Source organism: Parahaliea mediterranea (assembly GCF_003402235.1).
GTDB classification, from domain to species: Bacteria; Pseudomonadota; Gammaproteobacteria; order Pseudomonadales; family Halieaceae; genus Parahaliea; species Parahaliea mediterranea.
In genome coordinates, this window is sequence record NZ_QEWO01000006.1 from 197,532 (window position 1) to 223,112 (window position 25,581).

The 25,581-nt window shown below is 65.3% G+C and carries 24 protein-coding genes; 14 read left to right on the forward strand and 10 right to left on the reverse strand.

The annotated features are described in order from the left end of the window. Nucleotides 1-10: 10 nt before the first annotated feature. Together thpR and ilvD are read left to right on the forward strand one after the other, a co-directional pair. Nucleotides 11-544 (forward strand): RNA 2',3'-cyclic phosphodiesterase, encoded by a 534-nt coding sequence (gene thpR, locus DDZ17_RS18330; RefSeq protein ID WP_116368426.1) that lies wholly within the window; start codon nt 11-13, stop codon nt 542-544. 181 nt (nt 545-725) lie between these two features. Continuing rightward, entirely contained in the window at nt 726-2,570 is a 1,845-nt protein-coding gene (gene ilvD, locus DDZ17_RS18335; RefSeq protein ID WP_116368427.1) for a dihydroxy-acid dehydratase, read from the forward strand. Nucleotides 2,571-2,577: 7 nt separating this feature from the next. On the opposite strand, the gene DDZ17_RS18340 is transcribed toward ilvD, so the two are convergent. The 4 genes from DDZ17_RS18340 to DDZ17_RS18355 all read right to left on the reverse strand — a co-directional run bounded on the left by DDZ17_RS18340 (nt 2,578) and on the right by DDZ17_RS18355 (nt 5,704). Next, nucleotides 2,578-3,516, reverse strand: coding sequence for a DUF6279 family lipoprotein (locus DDZ17_RS18340; protein WP_116368428.1), 939 nt, complete (start codon nt 3,514-3,516; stop codon nt 2,578-2,580). After that, nucleotides 3,497-3,973, reverse strand: a complete 477-nt coding sequence (locus DDZ17_RS18345; RefSeq protein WP_241505951.1) for a VOC family protein — start codon at nt 3,971-3,973, stop codon at nt 3,497-3,499. Before DDZ17_RS18345 ends, DDZ17_RS18340 begins: the two co-directional genes overlap by 20 nt. A 4-nt stretch (nt 3,974-3,977) precedes the next feature. Next, complete coding sequence (locus DDZ17_RS18350) at nt 3,978-4,925, reverse strand: pyridoxal-phosphate dependent enzyme (RefSeq protein ID WP_116368430.1); 948 nt, start codon at nt 4,923-4,925, stop codon at nt 3,978-3,980. An 89-nt stretch (nt 4,926-5,014) separates the two neighbouring features. Further along, nucleotides 5,015-5,704, reverse strand: coding sequence for a hypothetical protein (locus tag DDZ17_RS18355; RefSeq protein ID WP_116368431.1), 690 nt, complete (start codon nt 5,702-5,704; stop codon nt 5,015-5,017). 186 nt (nt 5,705-5,890) lie between these two features. Here DDZ17_RS18355 and DDZ17_RS18360 point away from each other — a divergent pair, with 186 nt between their 5' ends. The 7 genes from DDZ17_RS18360 (at nt 5,891) to DDZ17_RS18390 (ending at nt 12,607) form a co-directional block, all read left to right on the forward strand. Next, nucleotides 5,891-7,237, forward strand: a complete 1,347-nt coding sequence (locus tag DDZ17_RS18360; protein ID WP_116368432.1) for an alanine/glycine:cation symporter family protein — start codon at nt 5,891-5,893, stop codon at nt 7,235-7,237. Nucleotides 7,238-7,365: 128 nt separating this feature from the next. Further along, nucleotides 7,366-8,232: an SDR family NAD(P)-dependent oxidoreductase gene (locus tag DDZ17_RS18365; RefSeq protein WP_116368433.1), complete on the forward strand. Its 867-nt coding sequence runs from the start codon at nt 7,366-7,368 to the stop codon at nt 8,230-8,232. Between the two features lie 104 nt (nt 8,233-8,336). After that, nucleotides 8,337-9,524, forward strand: a complete 1,188-nt coding sequence (locus DDZ17_RS18370) for an amidohydrolase family protein (protein ID WP_116368434.1) — start codon at nt 8,337-8,339, stop codon at nt 9,522-9,524. Nucleotide 9,525: 1 nt separating this feature from the next. Continuing rightward, the gene (locus DDZ17_RS18375; protein ID WP_116368435.1) at nt 9,526-10,521 is read left to right on the forward strand and encodes a Rieske 2Fe-2S domain-containing protein; all 996 of its coding nucleotides are present in this window, start codon (nt 9,526-9,528) and stop codon (nt 10,519-10,521) included. A 13-nt stretch (nt 10,522-10,534) separates the two neighbouring features. Then, nucleotides 10,535-11,359: an acetoacetate decarboxylase family protein gene (locus tag DDZ17_RS18380; protein ID WP_116368436.1), complete on the forward strand. Its 825-nt coding sequence runs from the start codon at nt 10,535-10,537 to the stop codon at nt 11,357-11,359. Continuing rightward, nucleotides 11,352-12,215, forward strand: a complete 864-nt coding sequence (locus DDZ17_RS18385; protein WP_116368437.1) for an SDR family NAD(P)-dependent oxidoreductase — start codon at nt 11,352-11,354, stop codon at nt 12,213-12,215. Before DDZ17_RS18380 ends, DDZ17_RS18385 begins: the two co-directional genes overlap by 8 nt. A 5-nt stretch (nt 12,216-12,220) precedes the next feature. Next, complete coding sequence (locus DDZ17_RS18390) at nt 12,221-12,607, forward strand: VOC family protein (protein ID WP_116368438.1); 387 nt, start codon at nt 12,221-12,223, stop codon at nt 12,605-12,607. A gap of 7 nt (nt 12,608-12,614) precedes the next feature. Here DDZ17_RS18390 and DDZ17_RS18395 read toward each other — a convergent pair whose 3' ends face one another. The 4 genes from DDZ17_RS18395 to leuA form a co-directional block, all read right to left on the reverse strand. Further along, a complete protein-coding gene (locus DDZ17_RS18395; protein ID WP_170150238.1) occupies nt 12,615-13,553 on the reverse strand; it encodes a LysR family transcriptional regulator in 939 nt (312 codons plus the stop codon). A gap of 120 nt (nt 13,554-13,673) precedes the next feature. Beyond that, nucleotides 13,674-15,962: a TonB-dependent receptor gene (locus tag DDZ17_RS18400; RefSeq protein WP_170150239.1), complete on the reverse strand. Its 2,289-nt coding sequence runs from the start codon at nt 15,960-15,962 to the stop codon at nt 13,674-13,676. After that, nucleotides 15,946-17,334, reverse strand: coding sequence for a spinster family MFS transporter (locus DDZ17_RS18405; RefSeq protein WP_116368441.1), 1,389 nt, complete (start codon nt 17,332-17,334; stop codon nt 15,946-15,948). The genes DDZ17_RS18400 and DDZ17_RS18405 overlap by 17 nt, the downstream gene beginning before the upstream one ends. A 179-nt stretch (nt 17,335-17,513) precedes the next feature. Further along, nucleotides 17,514-19,187, reverse strand: coding sequence for a 2-isopropylmalate synthase (leuA, locus tag DDZ17_RS18410; RefSeq protein ID WP_116368442.1), 1,674 nt, complete (start codon nt 19,185-19,187; stop codon nt 17,514-17,516). Between the two features lie 438 nt (nt 19,188-19,625). Here leuA and DDZ17_RS18415 point away from each other — a divergent pair, with 438 nt between their 5' ends. The 5 genes from DDZ17_RS18415 (at nt 19,626) to DDZ17_RS18435 (ending at nt 24,054) form a co-directional block, all read left to right on the forward strand. Next, nucleotides 19,626-20,102 carry an Lrp/AsnC family transcriptional regulator gene (locus tag DDZ17_RS18415; RefSeq protein WP_116368443.1) on the forward strand — a complete coding sequence of 159 codons (477 nt, stop codon included), beginning with the start codon at nt 19,626-19,628 and terminating at the stop codon, nt 20,100-20,102. Between the two features lie 200 nt (nt 20,103-20,302). Next, complete coding sequence (locus DDZ17_RS18420) at nt 20,303-21,082, forward strand: SDR family NAD(P)-dependent oxidoreductase (RefSeq protein ID WP_157976723.1); 780 nt, start codon at nt 20,303-20,305, stop codon at nt 21,080-21,082. A 52-nt stretch (nt 21,083-21,134) separates the two neighbouring features. Beyond that, nucleotides 21,135-22,340, forward strand: a complete 1,206-nt coding sequence (locus tag DDZ17_RS18425) for a multidrug effflux MFS transporter (RefSeq protein ID WP_116368445.1) — start codon at nt 21,135-21,137, stop codon at nt 22,338-22,340. A gap of 54 nt (nt 22,341-22,394) precedes the next feature. Next, on the forward strand, nt 22,395-23,402 hold the full coding sequence (locus tag DDZ17_RS18430) for a cysteine synthase A (protein WP_116368446.1): 1,008 nt from the start codon (nt 22,395-22,397) through the stop codon (nt 23,400-23,402). Nucleotides 23,403-23,433: 31 nt separating this feature from the next. Further along, on the forward strand, nt 23,434-24,054 hold the full coding sequence (locus tag DDZ17_RS18435) for an NADPH-dependent FMN reductase (protein WP_116368447.1): 621 nt from the start codon (nt 23,434-23,436) through the stop codon (nt 24,052-24,054). 103 nt (nt 24,055-24,157) lie between these two features. Here DDZ17_RS18435 and DDZ17_RS18440 read toward each other — a convergent pair whose 3' ends face one another. Then, nucleotides 24,158-24,793 (reverse strand): thiol:disulfide interchange protein DsbA/DsbL, encoded by a 636-nt coding sequence (locus tag DDZ17_RS18440; protein WP_116368448.1) that lies wholly within the window; start codon nt 24,791-24,793, stop codon nt 24,158-24,160. Between the two features lie 150 nt (nt 24,794-24,943). After that, nucleotides 24,944-25,573 carry a c-type cytochrome gene (locus tag DDZ17_RS18445; RefSeq protein ID WP_116368449.1) on the reverse strand — a complete coding sequence of 210 codons (630 nt, stop codon included), beginning with the start codon at nt 25,571-25,573 and terminating at the stop codon, nt 24,944-24,946. Between the last annotated feature and the right edge of the window lie 8 nt (nt 25,574-25,581).

Below are 25,581 nucleotides of genomic sequence, written 5' to 3' on the forward strand. Positions count from 1 at the left end.
AGGGCAGAGCATGCGTGTTTTCTTCGGTATTGAACCCGACCCGTCCACCGCGCTGGCCATCGGCGACTGGCGCGACCGCCAGTTTGGCCCGGCGGCCAGGCCCGTGCCGGTGGCCAACCTGCACCTGACCCTGGCCTTTGGCGGCGAGCTGGCCCTGCCGGCCATCGACCAGCTGTGCGAGCGGGTGGATAACTGGCTGGCCCAGACCCCGCCGCCGGCCGCCTGCGTGTTGTTGGACCAGACCGGCTACTGGCCGGGCAATGGCCTGTACTGGCTGGGGCCGCGCCAGTGGCCAGACACCCTGGACCGGCAGGCCGGCAAGTTGCGCCAGCTGCTCGCCAGCGCCCACACCCAGCGGGACCGGCGGCGCTTTCAGCCTCACATCACCCTGTTCCGGCGCTGCGCGCAGGCGCCACCCCTGCCCGCCCAGCCGCCGGCCATTTCACTGCAGCAGCGGGAGATCGCTTTGTTTGAATCACGGCGCCAGCGCGAGGGGGTGGCCTACCACGTGCTGACCAGCTGGCTGCTGCCACAGGAGCCGTGAAACCGGCGTGAGCCGCTGCGGGCGCGCCTGGGCGCATGCCGCTGTCGGTAGAAGGCTGTCCATGCAGCCTTGTCTACCCACCTGTCCACCCACCCCTACGGTAAACGCCACATTTTTGCTATTCTGCGTGCCCTTTTCTGACCAATGAACGCGCGCCACTGCGGGCGCGCAGGTGTGCACCATGCCCGACTATCGCTCCAAAACCTCCACCGCCGGCCGCAACATGGCCGGCGCCCGCGCCCTGTGGCGCGCCACCGGCATGAAGGACGAAGACTTCAAAAAGCCCATCATTGCCGTGGTCAACTCCTTCACCCAGTTTGTGCCCGGCCACGTGCACCTGAAGGATCTCGGCCAGCTGGTGGCGCGGGAAATCGAAAAGGCCGGCGGCGTGGCCAAGGAGTTCAACACCATCGCCGTGGACGACGGCATTGCCATGGGCCACGACGGCATGCTCTACAGCCTGCCCAGCCGCGACCTGATTGCCGACTCGGTGGAGTACATGGTCAACGCCCACTGCGCCGACGCCATGGTGTGCATCTCCAATTGCGACAAGATCACCCCCGGGATGCTGAACGCCGCCATGCGGCTCAACATTCCCGCCGTGTTCGTGTCCGGCGGGCCAATGGAAGCAGGCAAGACCAAGCTGTCCGAGCACAAGCTGGACCTGATCGACGCCATGGTGATTGCCGCCGACGATTCCGCCACCGAGGAAGAAGTGCAGGAATACGAGCGCTCCGCCTGCCCCACCTGTGGTTCCTGCTCCGGCATGTTCACCGCCAACTCCATGAACTGCCTGACCGAGGCCCTGGGCCTCAGCCTACCGGGCAATGGCTCCACCCTGGCCACCCACGCCGACCGCGAGCGCCTGTTCCATCGCGCCGGGCAGGTTGCCGTGGAGCTGTGCCAGCGCTACTACGGCGAGGGCGACGACTCGGTGCTGCCGCGCAATATCGGCAGCTTCGAAGCCTTCGAAAACGCCATGAGCCTGGACATCGCCATGGGCGGTTCCACCAACACCATCCTGCACCTGCTGGCCGCGGCCCAGGAGGCCGAGTTGGACTTTACCATGGCCGACATCGACCGCCTGTCGCGCAAAGTCCCCCAGCTGTGCAAGGTGGCGCCCAACACGCCCCTGTACCACATGGAAGACGTGCACCGGGCCGGCGGCATCATGGGCATTCTGGGCGAGCTGGACCGGGCGGGCCTGCTGCACCGCAACTGCTCCACCGTGCACAGCCCCACCATCGCCGATGCCCTGGAACAGTGGGATATCGTGCGCACCCAGGACGCAGCCGTGCACGAGTTCTACAAAGCCGGCCCCGCCGGCATTCCCACCCAGACCGCCTTCTCGCAGAACACCCGCTGGCCCTCGCTGGACGATGACCGCGAAGGCGGCTGCATCCGCTCCCTCGACAACGCCTTCTCCCTGGAGGGTGGCCTGGCGGTGCTGTTTGGCAACATCGCCGAAGACGGCTGCGTGGTGAAAACCTCCGGCGTGGACGAGTCCATCCTTAGATTCTCCGGCTCTGCCTACGTCTGCGAAAGCCAGGAAGATGCCGTGGCGGACATCCTTGCCGACAAGGTAAAGGCCGGCGACGTGGTCATCATCCGCTACGAGGGCCCCCGCGGCGGCCCCGGCATGCAGGAGATGCTCTACCCCACCAGCTACCTGAAATCCAAGGGCCTGGGCAAGGCCTGCGCCCTGCTCACCGACGGCCGCTTCTCCGGCGGCACCTCTGGCCTGTCCATCGGCCACGCCTCGCCCGAGGCCGCCGCCGGCGGCGCCATCGGCCTGGTGGAGCACGGCGACACCATCGACATCGACATCCCCGGCCGCAGCATCAACGTGCGCCTGTCCGATGACGAACTCGCCGCCCGCCGCGCGGCGATGGAAGCCAAGGGCGATGCCGCCTGGAAGCCAGTGAAAGACCGCCCGCGCAAGGTGAGTGCGGCATTGAAGGTATACGCCAAAATGGCCACCAGCGCCGACAAGGGCGCCGTGCGGGATTTGTCGCTGCTGGATTGATGGCGCCTCAGGGCGCCGCCGTATCCTGCCGGGCGGCGCCTGGGTGTTCGGGCACTGGCCCCTCCACCCCCTCCCGGCTCAAGGCCAGAAAGTCCTCCCGCAGGGCGCCCACTTTGCTGCGCAAGTGGCGGTCCTGGCGTTCGCTGCGGCTGTTCACTACCTGGACGATGGCGCGCTGGATGACGCTGATGTTGTGTTCGACCATGCGCTGGTATTCGGGGCTGGCGCTGTGCCAACGGGTGGCCAGGGCATCGCGCACACCGTCCTGCCAGCCGGGGGCGCGCTGAAGTAGCTGCCGCAGGCGCTCTATCCACACCTGGCGCTCGGCCAGCCACAGGTGGTCGGAGCGCTCCAGCGCGGCAATTTCCGCCTGCAGGGTGTCTTTCTGTTCGCGATCCAGCCGGCCCAGATAATCTTCCACGTTGTCGCGCAGGCGGTCGTAGGTGTCTTCGCGGTACTCCTCAAGGTCGCGCTCGAGATACTTCTCCTCCAGCTCTTGCTGCTTGTCTTGCAGCTCGGCGAGAAAATCCTGCACCTGTTCGTCGCTGAGCTGCTCGCCAATCGGCAGCAGCCAGTCGAGGGAGCGGGTCTGCAGGCGATCGCCGGCCAGCTCCATCTGCCGGGTCAGCTCGCGCAGTTCGGCCAGGCTGAGGCCGTCGCTGTCGAGCATGCCCTGGGCCTCGTCGAGCAGGGCCACGTAAAGCGGCAGCTCCTCGCGGCGGTGCCAGGCCAGAAAGGGCTGCAGCAGCTGCTCCAGGGCCTGATCCTGCTCGCTGTCCAGCTCCACGTAGTCGTCCACGTACCAGGGCACCAGGAAATCGAGGCGATTGTAGAAGAAGGTGGTGCTGCTGCAGCCGGCCAGCAACAGGCCAAGCGCCAGCGGGAGCAGCCAGCGCAGCGCGCCCTCACGGCGCGGGGCAGGCAGGTCAGGGATAGTCCAGGCCATCGGTGGCGAACAGCATGTCCAGGTTGCGAAAGGCTTTGAATTCCAGGTGATTGCCGGCGGGGTCGCGCACGAAGAAGGTTTTTTGCTCGCCGCGGCGCCCGGCAAAGCGCACGCTGGGCTGGATGACAAAGGGAACGGCCTGCTCTTTCAGTTGGGCTTCCAGCGCCTCCAGCAGCTCCCACTCAAGAATCACCCCGAAGTGCGCCGCGGGCACGGCTTCGCCATCCACCGGGTTGGTGGCTGCGGCGCTTAGCTGGTCGGCATCCACCAGGTGGGTGACCAGCTGGTGGCCCCAGAAATCCCAGTCGATCCAGCGACTGGAAGCGCGCCCCCGGGGGCAGCCCAGCACCTCGCCATAAAAGTGCGCGGCGGCGTCCAGGTCGTCGACGGGCAGGGCGAGGTGAAAGGGCCGAGCGGGATGCGAGAGATGAGAGAGGCGAGAAGGACGTTGGCTCACAGGGTCACCAGGGAAGATGGTCAAGGTCGACATTGCCACCGCTGATGACCACCCCCACGCGGCGGTCGCGGAAGCGTTCGGGGTGTTCCAGCAGGGCGGCAAAACTCACCGCGCCAGAGGGTTCCACCAGGCTTTTGAGACGGGTCCACTGCAGGCGCATGGCCTTAACGATACTCTCCTCTTCCACGGTGACAATGGTGTCTACGCAGCGCTGGATGATGGGAAAGTTGCGCTCGCCCAGGGCGGTGCGCAGGCCATCGGCAATGGTCTGGGGATTGGGCTGGGGCTGGCGCTCGCCAAGGCCGAAGGAGCGGAAGGCGTCATCGGCGCCGACGGGTTCCGCCGCCACCACTTCAACGCCGGGCTTCATGGCCTTGATGGCGGTGGCAACACCGGCCAGCAGGCCGCCGCCCCCCACCGGTACCACCACCACGTCCAGGCCCGGCACCTGCTCCAAAAGCTCCAGCGCCACGGTGCCCTGGCCGGCAATCACCCGCTCGTCGTCGTAGGGGTGCACAAAGGCCGCGCCGGTCTCTGCCACCACCTGGGCCAGGGTCGCTTCCCGCGCGGCCTGGGTGGGTTCGCATTCGATGATGAAGGCGCCGTAGCCTTCCACCGCGGCTTTTTTTACCGCCGGCGCATTGGCTGGCATAACGATGTGGGCGGGAATGCAGCGCCGCGCCGCCGCCATGGCCAGCGCGGCGCCGTGATTGCCCGATGAGTGGGTGGCCACGCCACGGGCGGCGGCCTCGTCGCTGAGGCTGAGCACGGCGTTGGACGCGCCGCGGGCCTTGAAGGCACCGACCTTTTGCAGGTTCTCGCATTTGAAGTGCACGCTGGCGGTACACAGGGCATCCAGCTGGCGGCTGGTGTACACCGGTGTGCGGTGAATGTAGCCGGCGATGCGCGCCGCGGCGGCTTCGATATCATCAAGTTGTGGTGCGCTGCCCATGTCAGTCCTTTACGTTGGTTGCCGGCGGATTATCCGTGTGCGGCACCGCCGCTGCCAAGCCCCTTACCACCAGCCCTTACCACCAGCCCTTACCGCCAGCCCTTACCACCACCCCGCACCACTGCCAGACGCCAGCCGCAGCAGCGCCACAGGCAGTAGCCCAGCAGCACATTGGTTTGCAGCAACAGGCTGAGGTTCCACTCAAAGGCGTCTTCCACCGCATCGTAACCCGCCGCGTCCAGCGCATCCCACAGCACCGTCACCAGGCCCAGGGCCAGCAGCAGCACACACACGCCGAACATGGCCGCCACCAGCCGGCGCAGCGCCGGCGCCTGCGGCTGCAGGCGGCGCAGCTGGGCCACCAGCAACAGCTGCGCCAGGTAGGTAAAGGTAAAAAACAGCACCACGCCAATTCGCCGCTGGCGCTGCCACTGTGCGCCGGCCTCCCCCAGCACGGTGACGTAGGCCACCAGGCCCAGGCTGGCAATGGCCGCCAGCACCAGCATCCAGCGGCGCGGCCCGGCAGCGCTGCCCAGGGCAGCCAGCCACACGCTGTTCAGCCACCAGTAGGCAAACAGCAGCAGCGCCGCCGGCAGCATGGTGGCGCGAAACAGGTAGCTGGCCGGCGCTTCGCGGCCGGTGGCGCTGATGGAGGTGCAGGCACCGGTATAGGGAAAGCACCAGTCCACCAGGCCGTGGCTGGCCGCCAGCAGGTAGGTAAGGTGAACGGCAGCAAAGGGCAGCAGCGCCGCCCACAGGGCTACGGGACGGGGGTTCATGGCCTTCAGTCTAGCAGCGCCGCGGGCGAGTACCGCCCGGCCCTGTGTTAAGCTGGCCGCCTCGCGCGGTGGCTATCAGGCGCGCAGGGCCGCATCTGCCAGGGCCACACATAAAAATCGCTGCCACACTAAAACCAACATCAAAACCAACAACAACTTCTTCAAGACCGACACGACCGGGGCCCCATGGACACACTGCAGGAACTTTCCGCCCGTTTTGCCGATGCCGTCTGGAGCACGCCGCTGGTGATGCTGCTGCTCGGCGGCGGGATTTTCTTCGCCCTGCGCTCGCACTTTTTGCCCTACCGGCACTTCGGCCACGCGATTGGCATTATGCTCGGCAAGCACGACACCCCCGATGAGCCCGGCGAACTCAGCCACGGCCAGGCCCTGGCGGCGGCGCTGTCGGGCACCATGGGGCTTGGCAATATCTCCGGGGTGGCCCTGGCCATTGTGGCCGGCGGCCCGGGGGCGGTGTTCTGGATGTGGATTAGCGCCCTGGCCGGGGTGGCCACCAAGTTCTTCACCTGCACCCTGGGGGTGATGTACCGGGGCGAAGACAGCCTCGGCCGCCTGCAGGGCGGGCCCATGTACATTATTCGCGAAGCCCTGCCCCGGGCCTTTTACCCCCTGGCCATTCTGTTTTCGGTGGCCGGGCTGGTGGGCACCCTGCCCATTTTCCAGGCCAACCAGCTCACCGCCCTGATCCGCGAGCAGGCCTTTCCCCAGGCCGACCCGACCCTCACCGGCTTTGGCATCGGCTGCGCCATGGCGGTGCTGGTGGGCATTGTGATTTTTGGCGGGCTGCCACGGGTGGCCAAGGTGGCAGTGGCCCTGCTGCCGGTGATGGTGGTGACCTACCTGGCCATGACCCTGGCCCTGCTGGCCATGCACGCCGGCGAGGTGCCTGCCCTGCTGGTCTCCATCGTGCGCGACGCCTTCAACCCCCAGGCGGTGGGCGGCGGGCTGCTGGGGGTGATTCTGGTGGGCATCAGCCGCGGGGCTTTTTCCAACGAGGCGGGGGTAGGCACCGAAGTGATGGCCCACGGCGCCGCCCGTACATCGGAGCCGGTGCGCGAGGGTCTGGTGGCGATGATGGGGCCGGTGGCTGACACCCTCATCGTATGCACCTGCACGGCGCTGGTGATCCTGCTGGCGGGCACCTGGCAGGCCCCCCAGGGCCTGTCCGGCATCAACCTCACCGCCAATGCCTTCCGGGCGGATTTTGGCACCACAGGCGTGGTGCTGTTGTTCGGCGTTACCCTGATCCTGGCCAGCACCACCATGTTCACCATGTGGTACTACGGCGCCAAGTGCTTTGGCTTTCTGTTTGGCGCCGGCATCCAGCACCACTACCGCTGGGTGTTTGTTGCCACCGTGATTTTTGGCGCCACGGTCAGCATTGATGTGGTGTTCAACCTGATCTCCGGCAGCTACGGGCTGATGGCCATTCCCACCATGGTGGCGACGTTGATGCTGTCCGGCAAAGTGGTGGCGGCGGCGAAGGATTACTTCCAGCGCCATCCCTACTAGCTTGCGCTTCGCGCGCCAGCCGGCGCGGGTGAGCGCCCCCGGAAACAGTCTGTCTATCGCCAGCGCCTAACGGGCCGGGCGGTTCGTGCCACTATGAGGGCACACGATTGCCGTCAACGGGAGAGGTAATGGCAGGGGCAGGGGCAGGGGCAGGGGCAGGGGCAGGGGCAGGGGCAGGGGCAGGGACGAGGGCTGGGACAACGACAGCGGCAGGGGCAACCACCCGATTCAACCAGCGCTACGGCCCCTGGGCCCTGGTAACCGGTGCCTCCGCCGGCATCGGCCGCGCCTTCGCCCGGCAACTGGCGATGCGGGGTTTGAACCTGCTGCTGGTGGCGCGCCGCCAGACGCTGCTGGAGGAACTGGCGGGGGAGCTCGCCACGCGCCACGGCATCACCGCGCGCCCGCTGGCGCTGGACCTTACCCGCGAGGATGCCATCGGCCCCCTGCTGGCGGCGCTGGATGCCCTTGATATCGGCCTGCTGGTCAACAATGCCGGCGCCCCCAGCTACCACGGCCACTTCAGCGAGCGGCCCTGGCACGAGGTGGAAGCCACCCTCGCCTTCAATACCCGCCTGCAGCTGCGGCTGATTCACCACCTGCTGCCGGCCCTGTTACACCGCGGCCGCGGCGGGGTGATACAGGTCAGTTCCATTACCGGCCATACGCCGGTGCCCTACATGGCCGAATACGCCGCCTGCAAGGCCTACCAGCTGGCGCTGGGGGAGTCCCTGCACTTCGAGCTGCGGGACCAGGGCGTGGACATGCTGGTGCTGTCGCCCGGCGCCACCCGCTCGGAGCGGGTCAGTTTCGGGATGGAACCTGACGATGTCGCCGGCGAGGCGCTGGCTGCGCTGGGCAGGCGCCCCAGCCTGCTGCCCGGCCGCGGCAATCGCTGGCGAGCCTTTCGCTACCGCCACCTCAATTCCCGGCGCCGCGCCCTGTGGCGCATGGGCCGCTTCCAGCGCGGCCGGCTGCGCCCGCCCCGGGGCTGAGGCATTGTTTCCCGTGCAAGAACAATCAAACCACCGCCAGCGGTTTATCCGCCGCCGGGCGGGGGCGTAGTCTGCCCCCATGCTGACTGCGACTGGAGTGTGTCATGGACCGCTATTTGATTGTTTCTACCGACGGCCACGCCGGCCTGCCCATGGAGGGCTACCGGGATTACCTGGATGCCCGCTTTCACGAGGCCTTTGACAAGGCCCTGCCGATACAGCGGGAAATGACCCGCAAGGCCGAGGAAAAATTCCTCATTTCCGACTTTAACGACAACTGGCGCAAGGGCATTGAAGACGACCTTGCCGGGGCCTGGGACGGCACCGTGCGCAACCGGGTGATCGACGCCGACGGGGTGGCCGCCGAAGTGCTGTTCCCCGACGGCATTACCGAGATGAACGCGCCGCCCTTTGGCGCCGGGCTGGGTTTGCGCCCCTGGGGCATCGACCCGCAGCTGCAGTGGGCCGGGGCTCGCGCCCACAACCGCTGGATTGCCGAATTCTGCCGCCAGGACCCGGACCGCCGCATTGGCCTGGCCATTGTGCTCATGCTCTACGATGTGGAGGAGGCCCTGCGGGAGGTGAAGTGGGCCTTCGACCAGGGCCTGCGCGGCATTCTGATCCCGGCCCTGATGGGCGACCACGACCCCTACAACCACCCCAAGTACGACCCCATCTGGGCCTTCTGCCAGGATCACAACATGGTGGTACACACCCACTCGGGGCCATCACCAGACTACAACTTCGACCTGCCGGGTGCGGTGGGCGTGTACCTCACCGAATTCGCCTGGTGGGCCAGCCGGCCCCTGTGGCACATGATTTTCGGCGGCGTGTTCGAGCGCTTCCCGCGCCTGCACTTTGTGATCACCGAGGTCAGCGAGTTCTGGATTCCCCACCTGCTGGAGCTGATGGACGTGCGCGCCTCGGTCAAGCACACCAGTGGCAAGCTGGGGGACTTCCGCAGCAACCTGACCCTGAAGCCCAGCGACTACTTCCGCCGCAACTGCTGGGTGGGCGCCTCGGCCCTGTTTGACGAGGGGTCAACCTCCGTGCGCCACGATATCGGCATCAACAATGTGATGTGGGGCACCGACTACCCCCACCCGGAAGGCTCCTGGCCCCACACCCGGGAAAAACTGCGGGAGTTCTTCACCGGCATGCCCGAGGGCGAGATCGAGGCCATCCTCGGTGGCAACGCAGTGGACTGCTACCACCTGGATCGTAAAAAACTCGACGCCATCGCCGCTCGGGTCGGCCCCGAGCGCCGCGAGTACCTGGCGGGGGCCGCCTGACATGAGCGCGCGATTCCCGATGCCCATTCCGACCGGCTGGTACTGCGTGGGCTACAGCGACGAACTGGCGGTGGGCGAGGTGCGCAACATCCACTACTTCGACCGCGACATGGTGCTGTTTCGCACCGAGAGCGGCGCCATCGGCCTGGTGGACCCGGCCTGCCCCCACCTCGGCGCCCACCTGGGCCACGGTGGCGAGGTGGTGGGTGAAACCCTCCGCTGCCCCTTCCACCACTGGCGCTACGACCGCGCCGGCATGGTGAAGGACATCCCCTACGCCAAGGCCATCCCGCCGAAGGCACAGGACAAACCCTGCCTGCGCAGCTACCCGGTAGTGGAGGCCAACGAAGTGATCTGGGCCTGGTATCACCCGCACAACCTGGCCCCCCACTACGAAGTGATCGAGCTGGCGGAACTGAAGGACCCGGACTGGGTGGAGCAGGATCGCTACTTCTGGACCTTCGACTCCCACCCCCAGGAAATTGCCGAAAACGGCGTGGACGTGGCCCACTTCAAGTATGTGCACAGCATGGAAGCGGTGCCCGAGGGAGAAACCACCTACGACGGCCATATCCGCCGCAGCCAGGTGAGTGGCCGGCGCAAGGTGATCAACCCCGAGGGGCAGGAAATCGAGATCGACGCCGCCATCGAAGTGGTGCAGAACGGCGCCGGCCAGAAGTGGACCCGCTTCAAGGGCCTGGTGGACTACCTGCTGCAGGTGCTGGTAACGCCAGTGAGTGCCGACCGGGTGGAGGTGCGCTTTGCCTACACCCACCAGCGCTATCCGGAGGATTCCTTCGAATACCGCGCCCTGCGCGAGAGCATCGCCAACACCAACGGCCAGCGCGGCCTGGAGGGCGACATCCCCATCTGGCAGCACAAGTTTCACCTGAGCGAGCCGCTGCTGTGCGACGGCGACGGCCCGATCATGCGCTTCCGGCGCTATTTCTCGCAGTTTTACCCCGAAACCGAACCGCAACACACGCACCCGCAATAACGAGGATAAGACCATGGCCACACTGCGCTACGTTCGCGACCCCGCCCGCACCGCCGAGGCCCGCCCCGGCCTGAACTGCACTGTTACCTCCCTGCGCTGCGTCTACGCCACCGACCCGGCCATCCACGCCGCCCTGTTGCCCGCCCCCCTGGTGCCAAGTGACGAACCGCACATCTTCGTCCAGCACGCCAACGTCGCCATGCATGTCAGCGACACCGAAACAGTGGAGATCGGCGCCGCCACGGTGGGCGTGAAATGCCGCTACGGCGACACCGAGGGCCACTACGTGCTGGCCATGCCGATGCACGGCGAGTTTGTGGTGATCAGCGGCCGCGAACGCTTTGGCGAGCCGAAGAAGATTGCCGAGGTGGCGGACATGGAGCGCGACGGCAACGCCATCCGCACCCGCATTGCCCGCCACGGCATTACCTTTCTGGAAATGGCCGGCGAGGTCGGCGCCGCCGAGGCCACGCCGGAACCCTTTACCGAGTACTTCTTCTGCCACAAGGCCCTGCCGCGCATCGACGGCGAGCCCGGCTTCGACGGCCCGGTGTTCCTCACCCGCCTCAACTGGGAGCGCAACTACGACAGCGTGCACACGGTGAACAACCCCCAGGTGATCCTGCGCGACAGCCCCTTCGACCCGCTGGTGGATGTGCCGGTGGAGCAGGTGATTCGCATGCAGCTGGCCACCGGCGCCACCCGCACCAGTGGCCAGATCCTCACCGAGATCCCCGGCGACAACCTGGTGAACTTCATTCACCAGCGCTTTGACGACACCAACGTGCCAGCCCTGGAACTGGCCACCCGCACACAGGGCATGGCCGCCAATGGATGATTTTCGCGGCAAGACCGCCGTCGTTACCGGCGGCGCCTCGGGGGTGGGCTACAGCCTGTGCCAGCGCTTTGGTGAACAGGGCATGCAGGTGGTGATGGCCGATGTGGAGCAGGACACCTTGCAGGCATCCGCCGCCGGCCTGCGCGAGGCGGGTCTGAACGTGACCGGCCTGCAGGCGGATGTCACCGACCCAGAGGCGATGGCAGCACTGGCCCTTGCCGTAAAAAACACCTTCGGCCCGGTGCATGTGCTGTGTAACAACGCCGGTGTCGGCATCAAGGAGGCCCAGCGCCGGCTGTGGACCCTCACCCCCAACGACTGGCAGTGGGGCTTCGATGTGAACGTGATGGGCATTGCCAACGGCATACGGGCCTTTGTGCCGGACATGCTGGCCCACGGCGAGGCCGGCCACGTGGTGAACACCTCTTCCGGCAACGGCGGCCTGACCTCCCTGCCCACCACGCCCATCTATGCCGCCAGCAAGGCGGCAGTCACCAGCATCACCGAGGTGCTGCACTACCAGTTCCTGATGGAGGCGGCGGCCCTGCAGGCCCATGTGCTGTTCCCCGGCCCCCACGTGGTGAACACCAACATTCTCAATTCCATGCGCAACCGTCCGGCCCACCTGCGTGACGACGAGGACCCGCCGGCCTATGTCAGCATGCGCGACCTGCTGAAGGCCTCGGGCATCGAGAACCCCCAGCTCACCGAGCCGGAAGAGGTGGCCAATACCTGCCTGGCGGGCATTCGCGCCGGCCAGTTCTGGATTCTGCCGCCAAGTTCCGGCCAGGACGCTAAAATCAAAAAGCGCACCGAGAGTATCCTCGCGCGCCGCAACCCTACCCTGCCGGAGTAAACTGCATGGCCAACACCCTGGGACAGTACTGCATCACCGTTACCGACCTCGAGCGCTCCGTCGCCTTTTATCGCGACGTGCTCGGACTACTGGATTTACAGCGTATTTCCATCCCCGGCGCCGAGGAGGCCATCCTCGGGGCGGCGGATTCCGACGGCCGCATCCAGCTGGCCCAGCGCGAGGACGTGCCCGGCCCCATCGACCACGGCAACGCCCTGTGGAAGCTGTATCTGTACTGTGACGATGTGCAGGCGGTGTACGACGCGGCGCTGGCCGCCGGCGCCCAGTCGGACATGGCGCCAACGCCGCTGGAGGGCTGGCCGGTGATAGCCGCGTTTATCCGCGACCTGGACGGCTATTCCATCGAGATGCTGCAGCGGCTGGAAGGCTGAGCTGCCGTCACCGCCGCCGCGCCTGGCGCGGCCGCTCCATGAACTTGCCGGCCTGGGGCATAAAGTTCTGGTTGATGTACTGGGTCAAAAACTCGATGAAGTAGCGCACCTTCGCCGACAGGTGACGGGTGTGGGGATAAACCGCCCAGGTCTCCCGCTCATAGTGGCTCCAGTCCTGGTGCTCCAGCTTCATCAGCTCGCCCTTGTCCACCGCCTCCTGCACGTAGAAGTCCGGTAGCTGGGCAATGCCGATGCCGGCTCGCGCCGCCGCCAGCAGGGTGGCGCCGTCTTCGCTCAGCCAGTTGCCGCCCACCTTCACCTTGACCGTGTCGCGCCCGTCCGGGGTGTTGAACAGCCAGAAGCGGTCCGAGGTGGTCAGGCAGTTGTGCTGTTTCAGGTCATCCCGGCAGGTCGGCTTGCCGTGGTCGGCCCAGTAATCCGGCGCGGCGCACAGGCACAGGGAATAGGAGCCGAGCTTGCGGGCAATCAGGCTGGAGTCCTCCAGCTTGCCGTAGCGCACAGTGAGGTCAAAGCCCTCTTCCAGCAGATCCACGTCCTTGAAACTGGAGTGCACCTCCACCGACAGCCCCGGGTGCTGCCGCGAAAACGCCGCCACTACGCTGGCCATGTAGTGCACGCCGTAACGGCTGTTGATGGCCAGCTTGAGGGTGCCCCGGGGGGCCGCCTGCAAATCCGACAGGGTGGATTCGGCCTGGTCGAACTGCTCGGCCATGGCGCGGCAGTGGCCGTAGAACACTTCGCCGATTTCGGTGAGGGTCAGGCGGCGGGTGGTGCGCTGCAGCAGGCGCACCCGCAGCCGGTCTTCCAGCTGGCTGACCTGCTTGCTGACATAGGACTTGGACACCCCGAGCCGGTCGGCGGCGGCGGTAAAGCTGCCCGCCTCCACCACGCAAATGTATTCCTCAATGCCTTCCCAGCGCCCCATAAGCCTTCCACCCGACGACGGCAGGCTCAGCATACGCGCCGCCCCCCGCCGGGCAAAGGCCTAAAAGTCGCGAGCGTAAACGTCACGGGCTTACAAAGCGCGCACTTAAAAATCGCGCACTTAAAAATCATAGTTCAATTCAATACCGTAGCTGCGCGGGTCCGCCCACTGGTTCACCGTGAACACCGACAGATTGATGGCGGTGTTCCAGTATTCCTCGTCGGTCAGGTTGTTACCCCAGGCCGCCACCCGCAGCTGGCCATCGCCCACGGGAATCTGGTCCAGCTGGATGCGCGCGCTCAGCAGGCCGTAGGCGTCGACGTTGGTGGTCGGGTCATCCACGATGCCGACATAGAAGTCGTCCTTCCAGGCGTAATCCACCCGCGCCGACAGCTCGCCGAAGGAGAAGGGGTCGAAGGTGTACTTGGCCGAGGCGAACACGGTGTTGCGCGGCGAATAGGAGAAGTAGCGATCGTCGGAGACATCCGAGCCGTCATCGCCAATGAAGTTATCGTAGTCGGTGTCCAGGAAGGCGTAGTTCAACACCAGATCCAGGTGCTGGGTGGGGCGGGCCAGAAACTCCACTTCCACGCCCTGCATGGTGGCGTCACCTGCGTTGACCACCACAATGCTGATGGCATCCTCGCCCAGGCGCCCGGCCTGGAAGTCGGAATAGTCGTTGTAGAAGGCCGACACATTCAATTGCACCCGCTGCTCGAACAGGCGGCTCTTCAGACCCAGCTCGTAGGTGGTCATGGTCTCCGGGTCGAAGGGGGTTTCGAAGGCGAAGTTGGTGGCCGCCACCCCGTTGAAGCCGCCGCTCTTGAAGCCGGTGGAGATTTTGGCGTAGCCGTTCACGTCCTCGCTGAAGCGCCAGGCGGCCACCGCCATCGGCGTCACTTCGCTCCAGCTATCGTCCACCTTCAGCGGCATCAGCTCACCGGTCGGCGAGAATACCGGATTGCCCTGGGCATCGCGTACGTAGGCGCCGGCGTTGGGGTCCGCCGGGTTGACGTCATAGACGCTGCGGTCCACCCACACGGAATGCACGTCCTTGGTCTCTTTGGTCCAGCGCGCACCGAAGGTCAGGTCCAGGCGCTGCTCGAAGGCATTCGGCGTCCAGGTCAACTGGCCGAAGGCCGCCACGGAATCATCCTTGGCGCCGCGCTCGCTGATGTCGAAGCTGTTGCCGCCAAACTGGAAAATCCAGCGCGGGTTGTCGGTGGCCCATTCGTCTTCGTAGTAGAACAGGCCCAGCACGTATTCCAGCTGGTCGGTGCTGCCCAGCAGCTGGAATTCCTGGGTGAACTGCTCAAAGTCGTTTTCGATGCGAAAGCGGAACATGTCCTGGTTGGTGCCGTCGAAGTCCGACAGGCTGAGGGTGTACAGGTCGCGATAGCCGGTAATGGACTTGAGGGTAAGGTCGCCCAGGGCCGTATCGGGCAGATCGTAGGTGACGGTCAGGGCGTAGCCGTCGATCTGCACTTCGCTGGTAAGGGCGCTGTCGTTGGCGATTTCGTCCGGGCGATCTGCGCTGGTGGCGGCATCCACCAGCGGGTAGAGGGGCGGAATCACAAAGGCAAAGGCATCGGAGTTAGTCAGGGCCAGCATGGGCGGGCGCTGGTCGGCGTCGAAGGTATCGTAGCCGTATTCAATCAGCAGGTTGTCGCTGGTCTGCAGGCGCAGGTCGATGCGTCCGCCCCACTGGTCGCGGTTGTCGAAGTCATCGCCCGAGCTGTCGGTGTTCTTGTAAAAGCCGTCCCGCTCCCGGTAGAAGCCGGACACCCGCGCGCTGAATTCGCCAAGGCCACGGCCCACTTCGCCAACGGCGGGCATATCCAGTGCCCCGCGCGCTTCCAGCAGGTTCTCGTTGCCGGCGCCCACTTCCAGGTAGCCGTCCAGTTCACCGGTGGGTTTGCGAGTCACCAGGTTGATGGCGCCGCCGATGGTGTTTTTGCCGTACAGGGTGCCCTGGGGGCCGCGCAGCACTTCGATGCGCTCCAGGTCCACGGCGTCGAAAATCGCGCCGGAGGTTTTGGCGATGGGCACACCGTCAAGGTACATGCCCACGGCGTTGTCGCGGCTCAGGTTGTTGGTGCTGTTCACCGCCCCACGAATGGCGATGGAGGCATTCACCGAGCCCCCCACGGTGGGGGTCACCAGCAGGCCCGGGGTATAGTCGGACACCCCTTCAATATCCCGCGCGCGCAGTTCGTTCAGGGTATCGGTGTTCAGGGCGGTCACCGAGATGGGGGTTTCCTGCAGGTTTTCCTCCCGCCGCTGGGCGGTGACGATCACCTCTTCCAGCACGGCCTGCTGGGCCAGAGTGGGCACCGCATAGCCCGGCAGCAGGGCCGCGCCCAGCGCCAGCGGCAACAGGGAACGGGCGGTATTATGTGGTTTGTGCATAGTCGACTCCTGAATCCCCGGCGGGGGTGGTGTGCGAGTGAGATGCCCCTTGCATGGCATGAACCTGTTCGGCGCAGCGGCGATAGTGCGGCAGGCCGAGCCAGAGAATAACGACAATGGTGGGTGCGATAACGGCGGAGGCCAGGGCGATGGAATAGCGCAGGGCCGCGTCGTCCATAAACACAAAATCGGTGAGGGCGGCAATCAGGCTGGCGCCAAAGCCAATGCCCAGAATGTTCACCAGAAACAGCATGATGGCCAGCATCTGGGCGCGCATTTCATTGGGGGTGATTTCCATCAGCGCGGCGGTGGTCACCCCCACCGACACCTGGCCGAGGTAGGTGGCAAAGGCCATGCACAGCAGGGCCAGCTGGGCGTTGGGCATCAGCGGGCCAATTACCAGCGGCACGGTTTTGCACACCGCGGCAATCAGCATCACCCGCATGTTGGCATCGGCATAGCCCCGGCGCATCAGGTAGCCGCTCAACCAGCCGCCGCTGAGAATACCGGCGGCGCCGCACAGCCCCATCACCAGGCCATAGGAGTAGCCGGCATCACTGGCGGTCATGCCGTAGGTGCGCATGAGGAAGGTGGGGTACCAGATGGCGGTGCCTATGGCGAGCATGCCCAGGAAGGACACCGCAATCAGGTGGGCGCTGTAGGCCTGCCAACGCGCGCGCATGTAGCCGGTGAGCACCGACAGGGGAATGCGCTCGCCCTCGCTCTCGTACAGGCGCTCCTGTCGCCTGGGTTCGCGGAAGGTGAACATGAGCCCGGCGATCAGCAGCCCCGGCAGGCCAACAATGATGAAGGCCAGCTGCCAGGTCCGGAAGGTGCCCAGCCAGCCCAGCTGCAGCTCGTCCACCCCGGCCAGCAGTTCCAGCACCAGGCCGCCGATAATCAGCGCCAGGCCGCCTCCTACCGGGTAACCCAGGTGATACACGCTGAAGGCCATGGCGCGCCGTTCGGGCTTGAAGCTGTCGGAAATCAGCGAGGCGGCGGCGGGGCTCAGGGCCGCCTCGCCCACCCCTACCCCCATGCGCGCCACAAACAGCTGGCCGAAGGTTTTAGCCATGCCGCACATGGCCGTCATCACGCACCAGAAGGTAATGCCGATGGCGATGATGCCGCGGCGGCTGCGCCGGTCCGCCACCCGCGCCAGGGGAATGCCCACCACCACAAACAGCAGGGAAAAGGCAAAGCCCTGCAGCAGGCTCACTTCAAAATCTGTCAGGCCGAGGTCGGCCCGCACCGGGCCCACCAGCAGGGTCAGTATCTGCCGGTCAATGGCGGAAAAGGTGTAGGCAAGAAACAATACGGCAACGGTGTACCAGGCCGTCGACACCGCCGGGTAGGCGTCGCGCTCGGTCATAGGCTCACTTAATTATGTTTATAACAGTGGCCGGAAAAGTACCGTAACGGCGCCGCGCCAATAAACGGCTGGCCGAGCAATGATTGTTTCCGTTTAGGTCACAATGGAATGTTGGCGGGACTGTTGGCGGTAAAACGGCGGGCCGGGGGCGGTTTTACGCCGCCCGGCCCCGGGGTGGTTCAGGCCGCGGCGTTGGCGGCCTGACGGGCGGCGCGGTTGATGGCGCCGAGAATGCCATCCAGCGAGGCCTGGATGATGTCGTGGCTGCGGCCCACGCCGCAATGGCGCTCGCCGTCGATGTTGAGCTGGATGTAGCACACCGCCTCGGCATCGGCGCTCTGGCTGAGGGCGTGCTCGGAATATTCCACCAGCACAATCTGCTTGCCCACAAAGCGGCTCATGGCATCCACGAAGGACGCCACCACCCCGTTGCCGGAGCCCTTCAGGGTGTGGCTGGCGCTGCCCTGCTGCAACTGCGCCTGCAGCTGATCGACATTGTCGGCACGGCTCACGTTGTAATCGCCCAGGCGATACTCGCCGCCCTCCGCCAGATAGGTCTGCTGGAACAGGGCGAATATTTCCTCGCCGGAGACCTCCTTCTCGCGCTCCTCGGCAAAGGCCTGCACGGTGCCGGAGAAGTCGATCTGCAGCCAGCGCGGCAGCTCAAAGCCGTAGTCACGCTCCAGCACGTAGGCGATGCCACCCTTGCCCGACTGGGAGTTGATGCGGATCACCTCCTGGTAGGAGCGGCCGATGTCCGCCGGGTCGATGGGCAAGTAGGCCACCTCCCAGTGCTCGCGGCCGTCCTGCTTGGACAGGCATTTCTTGATAGCGTCCTGGTGACTGCCGGAGAAGGCGGTAAACACCAGCTCGCCGGCCCAGGGGTGGCGCGGATGCACCGGCAACTGGGTGCACTCCTTCACGGTCTGGATGATCTCGTCCATGTGGCCAAGCTGCAGCATCGGGTCCACCCCCTGGCTGTAGAGGTTCATGGCCATGGTGACAATGTCCATGTTGCCGGTGCGCTCGCCGTTGCCCATCAGGGTGCCTTCCACCCGGTCGGCGCCGGCCATCACACCCAGCTCCGCCGCCGCCACGGCACAGCCGCGATCGTTGTGGGTGTGCAGCGAAATCAACAGGCTCTCGCGGCGGGCCACGCGGTCGCAGAACCATTCGATCTGGTCGGCGTAGACGTTGGGCGTGCTCATCTCCACCGTGGCCGGCAGGTTGATGATGGCCGGCCTGTCGGGGGTGGGCTGCCACACGGCAGTCACCGCGTCGCACACCTCCACCGCAAAATCCAGCTCGGTGCCGGTGAAGCTCTCGGGTGAGTACTCGAACACCCATTCGGTTTGCGGGTAGCGGGCGGCGCACTCCTGCACCAGCTTCGCCCCGCGCACGGCGATGTCGATAATGCCTGCCCGATCCAGGCCGAACACCTGTTCACGCTGCACGGTGGAGGTGGAGTTGTACACATGCACCACGGCGCGGCGCACGCCCTTCAGGGCCTCGAAGGTTTTTTCGATCAGGTCCGGGCGGGCCTGGGTGAGCACTTGCACCGTCACGTCATCGGGAATGCGGCCGTTGTCGATCAGCTCGCGCACAAAATCGTAGTCGTGGCTGGAGGCGGAGGGAAAGCCCACCTCGATCTCCTTGAAGCCCACCTTGACCAGCTGGTCCCACAGTTTGGACTTCTGGCGCGCGGTCATCGGCTCGATCAGCGCCTGGTTGCCGTCCCGCAGATCCACCGAGCACCACAGGGGCGCCTTCTCGATCTGCTGGTCGGGCCAGCGGCGAGACGCCATCTTGATGGGTGCAAAGGGTTTGTACTTGCGGTGGTCAAAGTTGCTCATGGCCGGTTCCCTGGTCCTTTGTGTTGCTGGGCTGTCTGGGTCTTCTAGTGTAGCGGCGATTGCTGTCGCGTTGTCATTTGCTGGCTTGCGAGCCACTGCTGCGCTCAGCGTGTCTGGGATGGCTGCTCACCTGATGAGCCCGTTTTCAGAGCCCGCCCTTGTGAGACCTTGCGCGGCGGCCACCGGGGCGGTAACCCCGGCGGCACGGCAACAACAGGTGATGAATCAGCCGAGGACACAGTCTAGCGCCGGCGGCGTAGGGAATAACTGCAAATATTAACGGGCAAGCCCACAAATAAGCACAGTATCCCTACCAAAATGGCATTTTGTAGATAAAATCACCTTTGTTTGCCCAATTGCCTGTTGAAAGGCCCTGCTGAAGGCCCTGTTAAGCGCCTCTGTTAATAACCCCAAAAACCCCTGCCGGGAGCCCCCGCTATGAGCTTCGACCGCACCGATCGCCGCATCCTCGACATCATGCAGCGCGACGCCCGCATCACCAACCTGGAGCTGGCGGAAAAAGTCGGCCTGTCGCCCACCCCCTGCGCCCGGCGGGTCAAGCGGCTGGAAGAATCCGGCCTGGTTCGCGGCCATGTCACCCTGCTGGACCAGGCCCGGCTGGGCCTCAAGCTCACCGCCTACATCGGTATCACCATGGACCGCCACACCCCGGACCGCTTTGAAGCCTTCGAGCAGGAAGTTGCCAACTACCCGGAGGTGGTGGAGTGCTCGGTGGTCACTGGCCAGAGCGCGGACTACCTGCTGAAGGCTGTGGTGGCCGACATGGAAACCTACGAGCGCTTTCTGCTTGGCAAGCTCACCCGCATACCCGGGGTGACCGGCGTGCATTCCAGTTTTGAGCTGCGCCGGGTACTGCACCGCACCGCTCTGCCCCTGGATCACCTGGGCACTTGAAAAACAGAGCACCTGAGTAAGCAAGCGCTTACTTTTGCAGCGCCCCGCCGCAGCCCCGCGGGCGATTCGGCCACTTTGGCTGGCCGGATGAAACCTTGCCCGGTGCCGGGCGCCGCCGCAGTATCGGTATCCACAAGGCCCGGCCCGGCGCCACCCGCAGGCCGTCCCGGCAGGCCATCAATAACAGCAAAGGGGGCAACATGAAGGACGTAGCAGGCAAGGTCGCCATTGTCACCGGCGGCGCCAGCGGCATGGGGCGCATCATTGCCCTGCGGCTGGTGAACCGGGGGGCGAAGGTCGCCATCTTCGATGTCAACGAGCAGGGGCTGCAGGCCACCGCGGCCGAGTCGCCACAGATCACCCCCCTGCGTTGCGACATCGGCGACCTGGCCGACGTGGAGGCCAAGGTCGGCCAGGTGGAGAGCGAATTGGGGCCAGTGGAGCTGCTGGTACACGCCGCCGCCCTGATGCCTGCCCACCAGCTTATCGACCACAGCCACGAAGCCATGGAGCGGCTGTTTCGCATCAACTACTTCGGCACCACCTACATGGTGCGCACGGTGCTGGCGCCAATGATGGCGCGCAAGCGCGGGCGCATCATCGCCTTCGGCTCCATCGCCGGCCACGCCCTGGTGCCCCACATGGGCGCCTACTGCGCAACCAAGAGCGCGGTGAACACCTACCTGGAAGTGCTGCAGAACGAAATCCGCGGCAGCGGGGTAAAAGTCCAGCTGGTCTGCCCACCGGCGGTGAACACCCCCCTCATCGACCAGAGCCTGAACACAGACAGCCCCGGCAGCCTGCGCAACGCCAAGCAGAGCGGGCGCCTGTCGGACCCGGAGAAAATCGTCGACGCCATCGACAAGGGCGTGGAGAAGGAGCGCGACATCATCTACCCCGGCGAGGCCCGCTTCCTCATGCTCTGGCACGCCTTTGCCCCGCGCCTGTGGTGGAAAACCGTGCTCGGTTTCGAGAAGTAGCCGCACATTTGCCAAAGACGGGGCGCCGGTGGCGTGCTAGCATCGCCGCCCCATGGCCTTAACACACTCACGCTTTCTCGCCGCCGATTCCCCCTGGCTACTGGTGCTGCTGGCGGCCATGGTGGCCCTTGGCCCCCTCAGCGTAGACATGTACCTGCCGGCCATGCCCACCATGCGCGATGCGCTGGGCACCACCAGCGCCAACATCCAGCTGACCCTGAGCGCCTACCTCGCAGGCTTTGCCGCCTTCCACCTGGTGTGCGGCCCGCTGGCGGACCGCTACGGGCGCAAACCGATACTGATTGGTGGCACCCTGATCTTCGTAGTGGCCTGCATTGGCTGCAGCCTGTCGCAAACCGTCGAGCAGCTGATTGCGTTTCGCCTGCTGCAGGGGCTGGGCGCCTGCGTTGGCCCCACCCTGTCGCGGGCCATAACCCGCGACCTGTTCGGCCCGCGCCGGGCGGCCCGGGCCCTGTCACTGATCGCCATGCTGATGGCGCTGGCGCCGGCGGTGGCGCCAAGCCTTGGCAGTGTGATGATGCTGGTCTGGCCCTGGACCAGTATTTTTGTGTTCCTGGCCGCCTACGCCCTGCTGATGATTGTCCTCATCCAGCGCCTGTTGCCGGAATCCCTGCCCCAGCGCCAGAGCCTGCACCCGGCCACCATCGCCCGCAATTTCTTTACCCTGCTGCGCGCGCCGGCCTTTGTTGCGGTGGCGCTGGGCAGCTCCCTGGTGTACGCGGGCATGCTGGGTTATCTCTCCGCCTCCGGCTTTGTCTACATTGAAATGCTGGGCGTGCCCATGGCGTACTTCGGGCTGATTTTTTTAACCACGGTGGTGGGCTACTTCATCGGCAGCGCCAGCAGCGCGCGCTTGGCCAGCCTGCTGGATTCCAACCAGGTGGTGGTGCTGGGGGCGGCCCTGGCGGCCGCGGCCTGCCTTGTCATGCTGCTGTGCTACACCCTGTGGCCCTCCAGCATCTATTCGCTGATGCTGCCGATGATGCTCTACACCGCCGCCATGGGCCTGGTGCTGCCCCACGCCATGAACCTGGCGCTGCAGCCCTACCCCCACATGGCGGGCACCGCCTCGGCCCTGCTCGGCTTTATCCAGATGGCCATTTCCGCTACCGCCGCCGGCACCATCGGCGCCCTCATGGGCAACTCGCCGGCCCCCATGGTGTGGCTGATGACCGCCCTCAGCCTGCTGGCCCTTGCCCTGCTATACCGGGTGCGCAAAGGCGCCCCGCCCGCCTGACCCCCATAGGGGCCTGTGGCATACTGTGGCGCCCACGCATTGCGGAGTAGTACCGTGCAGCACGCCGCCGACGTCACCCAGCTTATTGGCAACACCCCCCTGCTCCACCTGCGCCAGGTATCCGAGCGCACCGGTTGCACCATTCTCGGCAAGGCGGAATTCCTGAACCCCGGCGGCTCGGTGAAAGACCGCACCGCCCTTGGCATCATCCGCGCCGCCGAGGCCAGTGGCGAGCTGCAGCCAGGCGGGCGCATTGTGGAAGGCACCGCCGGCAATACCGGCATCGGCCTGACCCTGCTGGCCAATGCGCTGGGCTACACCAGCACCGTGGTCATGCCGATGACCCAGAGCAAGGAAAAAATCGACACCCTGGAACTGCTGGGGGCCGACCTGCACCTGGTGCCCGCCGCCTCCTACGCGGACCCGGGCCACTACATTCACACCGCCGAACGACTGGCTGGCGAATACGCCGCCAAAGAAGCCCACGGCGCCGTGTGGGCGCGCCAATTCGACAATCTGGCCAATATGGCGGTGCACCGGGAAACCACCGGCCAGGAGATCTGGCAGCAGACCGGCGGCAAGGTGGATGGTTTTATCTGCGCCGTGGGCACCGGCGGCACCCTGGCCGGTGTGTCACAGGCCCTGAAGGCCCACAACCCCGCGGTGAAGATTGGCCTGGCCGACCCCTGCGGCGCCTCCCTCGGCGCCTGGTTCAATCGCGGCGAGTTGGCGCCCTCCGAGGGCAGCTCCATTCTTGAGGGCATCGGCATCAACCACATCACCAGCAACATTGCCGAAGCCCAGGTGGACTTTGCCTGGACCATCAGCGACGCGGAATCCCTGCCCTACCTGTACGACCTGCTGCAGCACGAAGGGCTGTGCCTGGGGGGCTCCTCGGCCATCAATATCGCCGGTGCGGTCAAGCTGGCCGAGGCGCTGGGCCCGGGGCACACCATCGTCACCGTACTCTGCGACTACGGCAACCGCTACCAGAGCAAGCTGTTCAACCCGGTGTTCCTGCAGAACAAAGACCTGCCGGTACCCGGCTGGCTCGCCATCTGAGCCTCACCCACCCACCCTGAGAGGACCCCACATGAAAATCGGCCTGATCTGCGGCAGCCACCGCCCCAACTCACAGAGCGGCAAGGTCGCGCGCTATATCGAACGCGCCCTGCGTGAGCAGTCCCTCTGCGACGATACCTGGCTGCTGGACCTCGCCCACTCAGACCTGCCCTTCTGGGACGAAGGTGTGTGGGACAGCGACAACGCCGAATGGCAGGCCCACCTCGATCCCCTGCGCGAACAGCTGCACAGCTGCGACGCCTTTGTGGTGATTTCACCCGAGTGGCACGGCATGGTGCCGGCCAAGCTGAAGAACTTCTTCCTGATGTGGACGGCGGGCGAGGAGATCTCCCACAAGCCGGCACTTATCGTCACCACCTCGGTTGCCGATGGCGGCTCCTTCCCCGTTGCCGAGCTGCGCACCAGCAGCTACAAAAACAGCCGCCTCTGCTACCTGCCGGAGCACCTGATCATTCGCTACGTGGATACGGTGTTCAACGATAACCCCGAAGACAACAAGGCCAGCGCCCAGGAATACTTTGAGGCGCGCCTGACCTATTGCCTGGAGCTGCTGCGTGAATACGCCCTGGCCTTCCGGCAGATTCGCGCCAGCGGCAAAGCCAGCTTGAGCGTGTACAGCAGCGGGATGTAGCGGCAGCCAAACGCCCAGGCGCAAAGACCAAGGCACAAAAGCCAAGACAAAAAAAGGCGGACTCTGTCGAGCCCGCCCCGGTTTTAAGGCATCGTCGGCTGGTTTACTCGGCGCCGCCGGCTGCGCGCTCCTTCTCAATCAGGAAGTCGGCAATCTTCAGCATGTTCGCCTGGCTGCCCGCCTTGCGGGTGCTGATGCGGTACTTGCCGGCCACCATCATCTCCGGGGTGCCGGTAATTTTGGCGGCGCGGGCGCGGCTGTTGGCCTGGCGCACCTGGCTGTTCACGCCGAAGGAGCCGTAGGCCTTGTCAAAATCCTCACCGGATACCCCGTTGGCGGTAAACAGCTCCTTGATTTCCTTGTCGGACTGCAGGCGCTTGTGGTCCACGTTCATGGCCTGGAACAGCACCGGGTGCAGGGTGTCCAGCACGCCGAGCACTTCAGCCGTGTAATAGGCCTTGGCGTGCAGTTCCATGGGCTTGTTCCACACAGCGGGCGAGCCAATGAAGGCCACGTCATCCCCCAGCCCCTTCTTCCACTGGCTGATCAGCGGCTCGAAATTGTAGCAGTGGCCGCAGCCGTACCAGAAAAACTCCGCCACCTCGACCTTGTCACCGCTGCCGGTGCGAATCGGCGGGCTGATCAGGTCGTAGTGTTCACCTTCCTTGTAGTCCTCGGCGTTCGCCGCAAACGGGGCCAGGGCGACCATCGCAAAGGCCAGTACCAGGTGCTTCAGCATGTTGTTCTCCTGTGAGTGCTCCAGCGTAAGACCGCTATTTAACGGGATTGTTCAGTGATGGGCAAAGTGCATATGTCACTTGTGGCGCCCTTGCCCGGACGTAAAAAAGGCGGCCGCAGCCGCCTTTTAATTCAGCCCTGGCGCACCGGGCTATTTCAGGCCGGCGGCGTAGCTTGATACCGCCTGGATTTCCTTGTCGCTAAGGCCAAAGGCCGTGCTGCGCATGATGCGGGTATCGCCATCGTTGGTGCGCCCGGTGTCATCCTCATGGCCCTTGCGGTACATCTCCAACTGGGAGGCGATGTAGTCGGCGTGCTGCCCGGCGAGTGAGGGGAAGCCGGCGGGGGCATTGCCCTTGCCGTTGGGCGAGTGGCAGGCCATGCAGGCGGGCACACCGCGCTCGGCGACACCGGCGCGATAGACTTTTTCACCCAGCGCCAGCAGCGCCGGGTCGGTCTGGCTGCCGCTGCGAGGCTGGGCCGCGAAGAAGGCAGCCATATCCGCCAGTTGCTGGTCGCTTTTGCCATCCAGCTGGCCGGCCATGGTGGGCACGGGGCGAGCGCCGTCGCGAATATCCTGCAATTGCTTCAGCAAATAGCGCTCATTCTGTCCGGCGAGCTTCGGAAAGGTGGGAGCCGGACTGTTGCCATCAGCCCCGTGGCAGGCGCTACAGGCCGTCACCAGGGCCTTGCCTGCTTCCGCATCGCCACTGAGGGTCGCCGCCCAGGCGCCGTGGCTCAATCCAATTAACAGGCCGAAAATTGCTACAGATCTTTTCATTGTTCTTC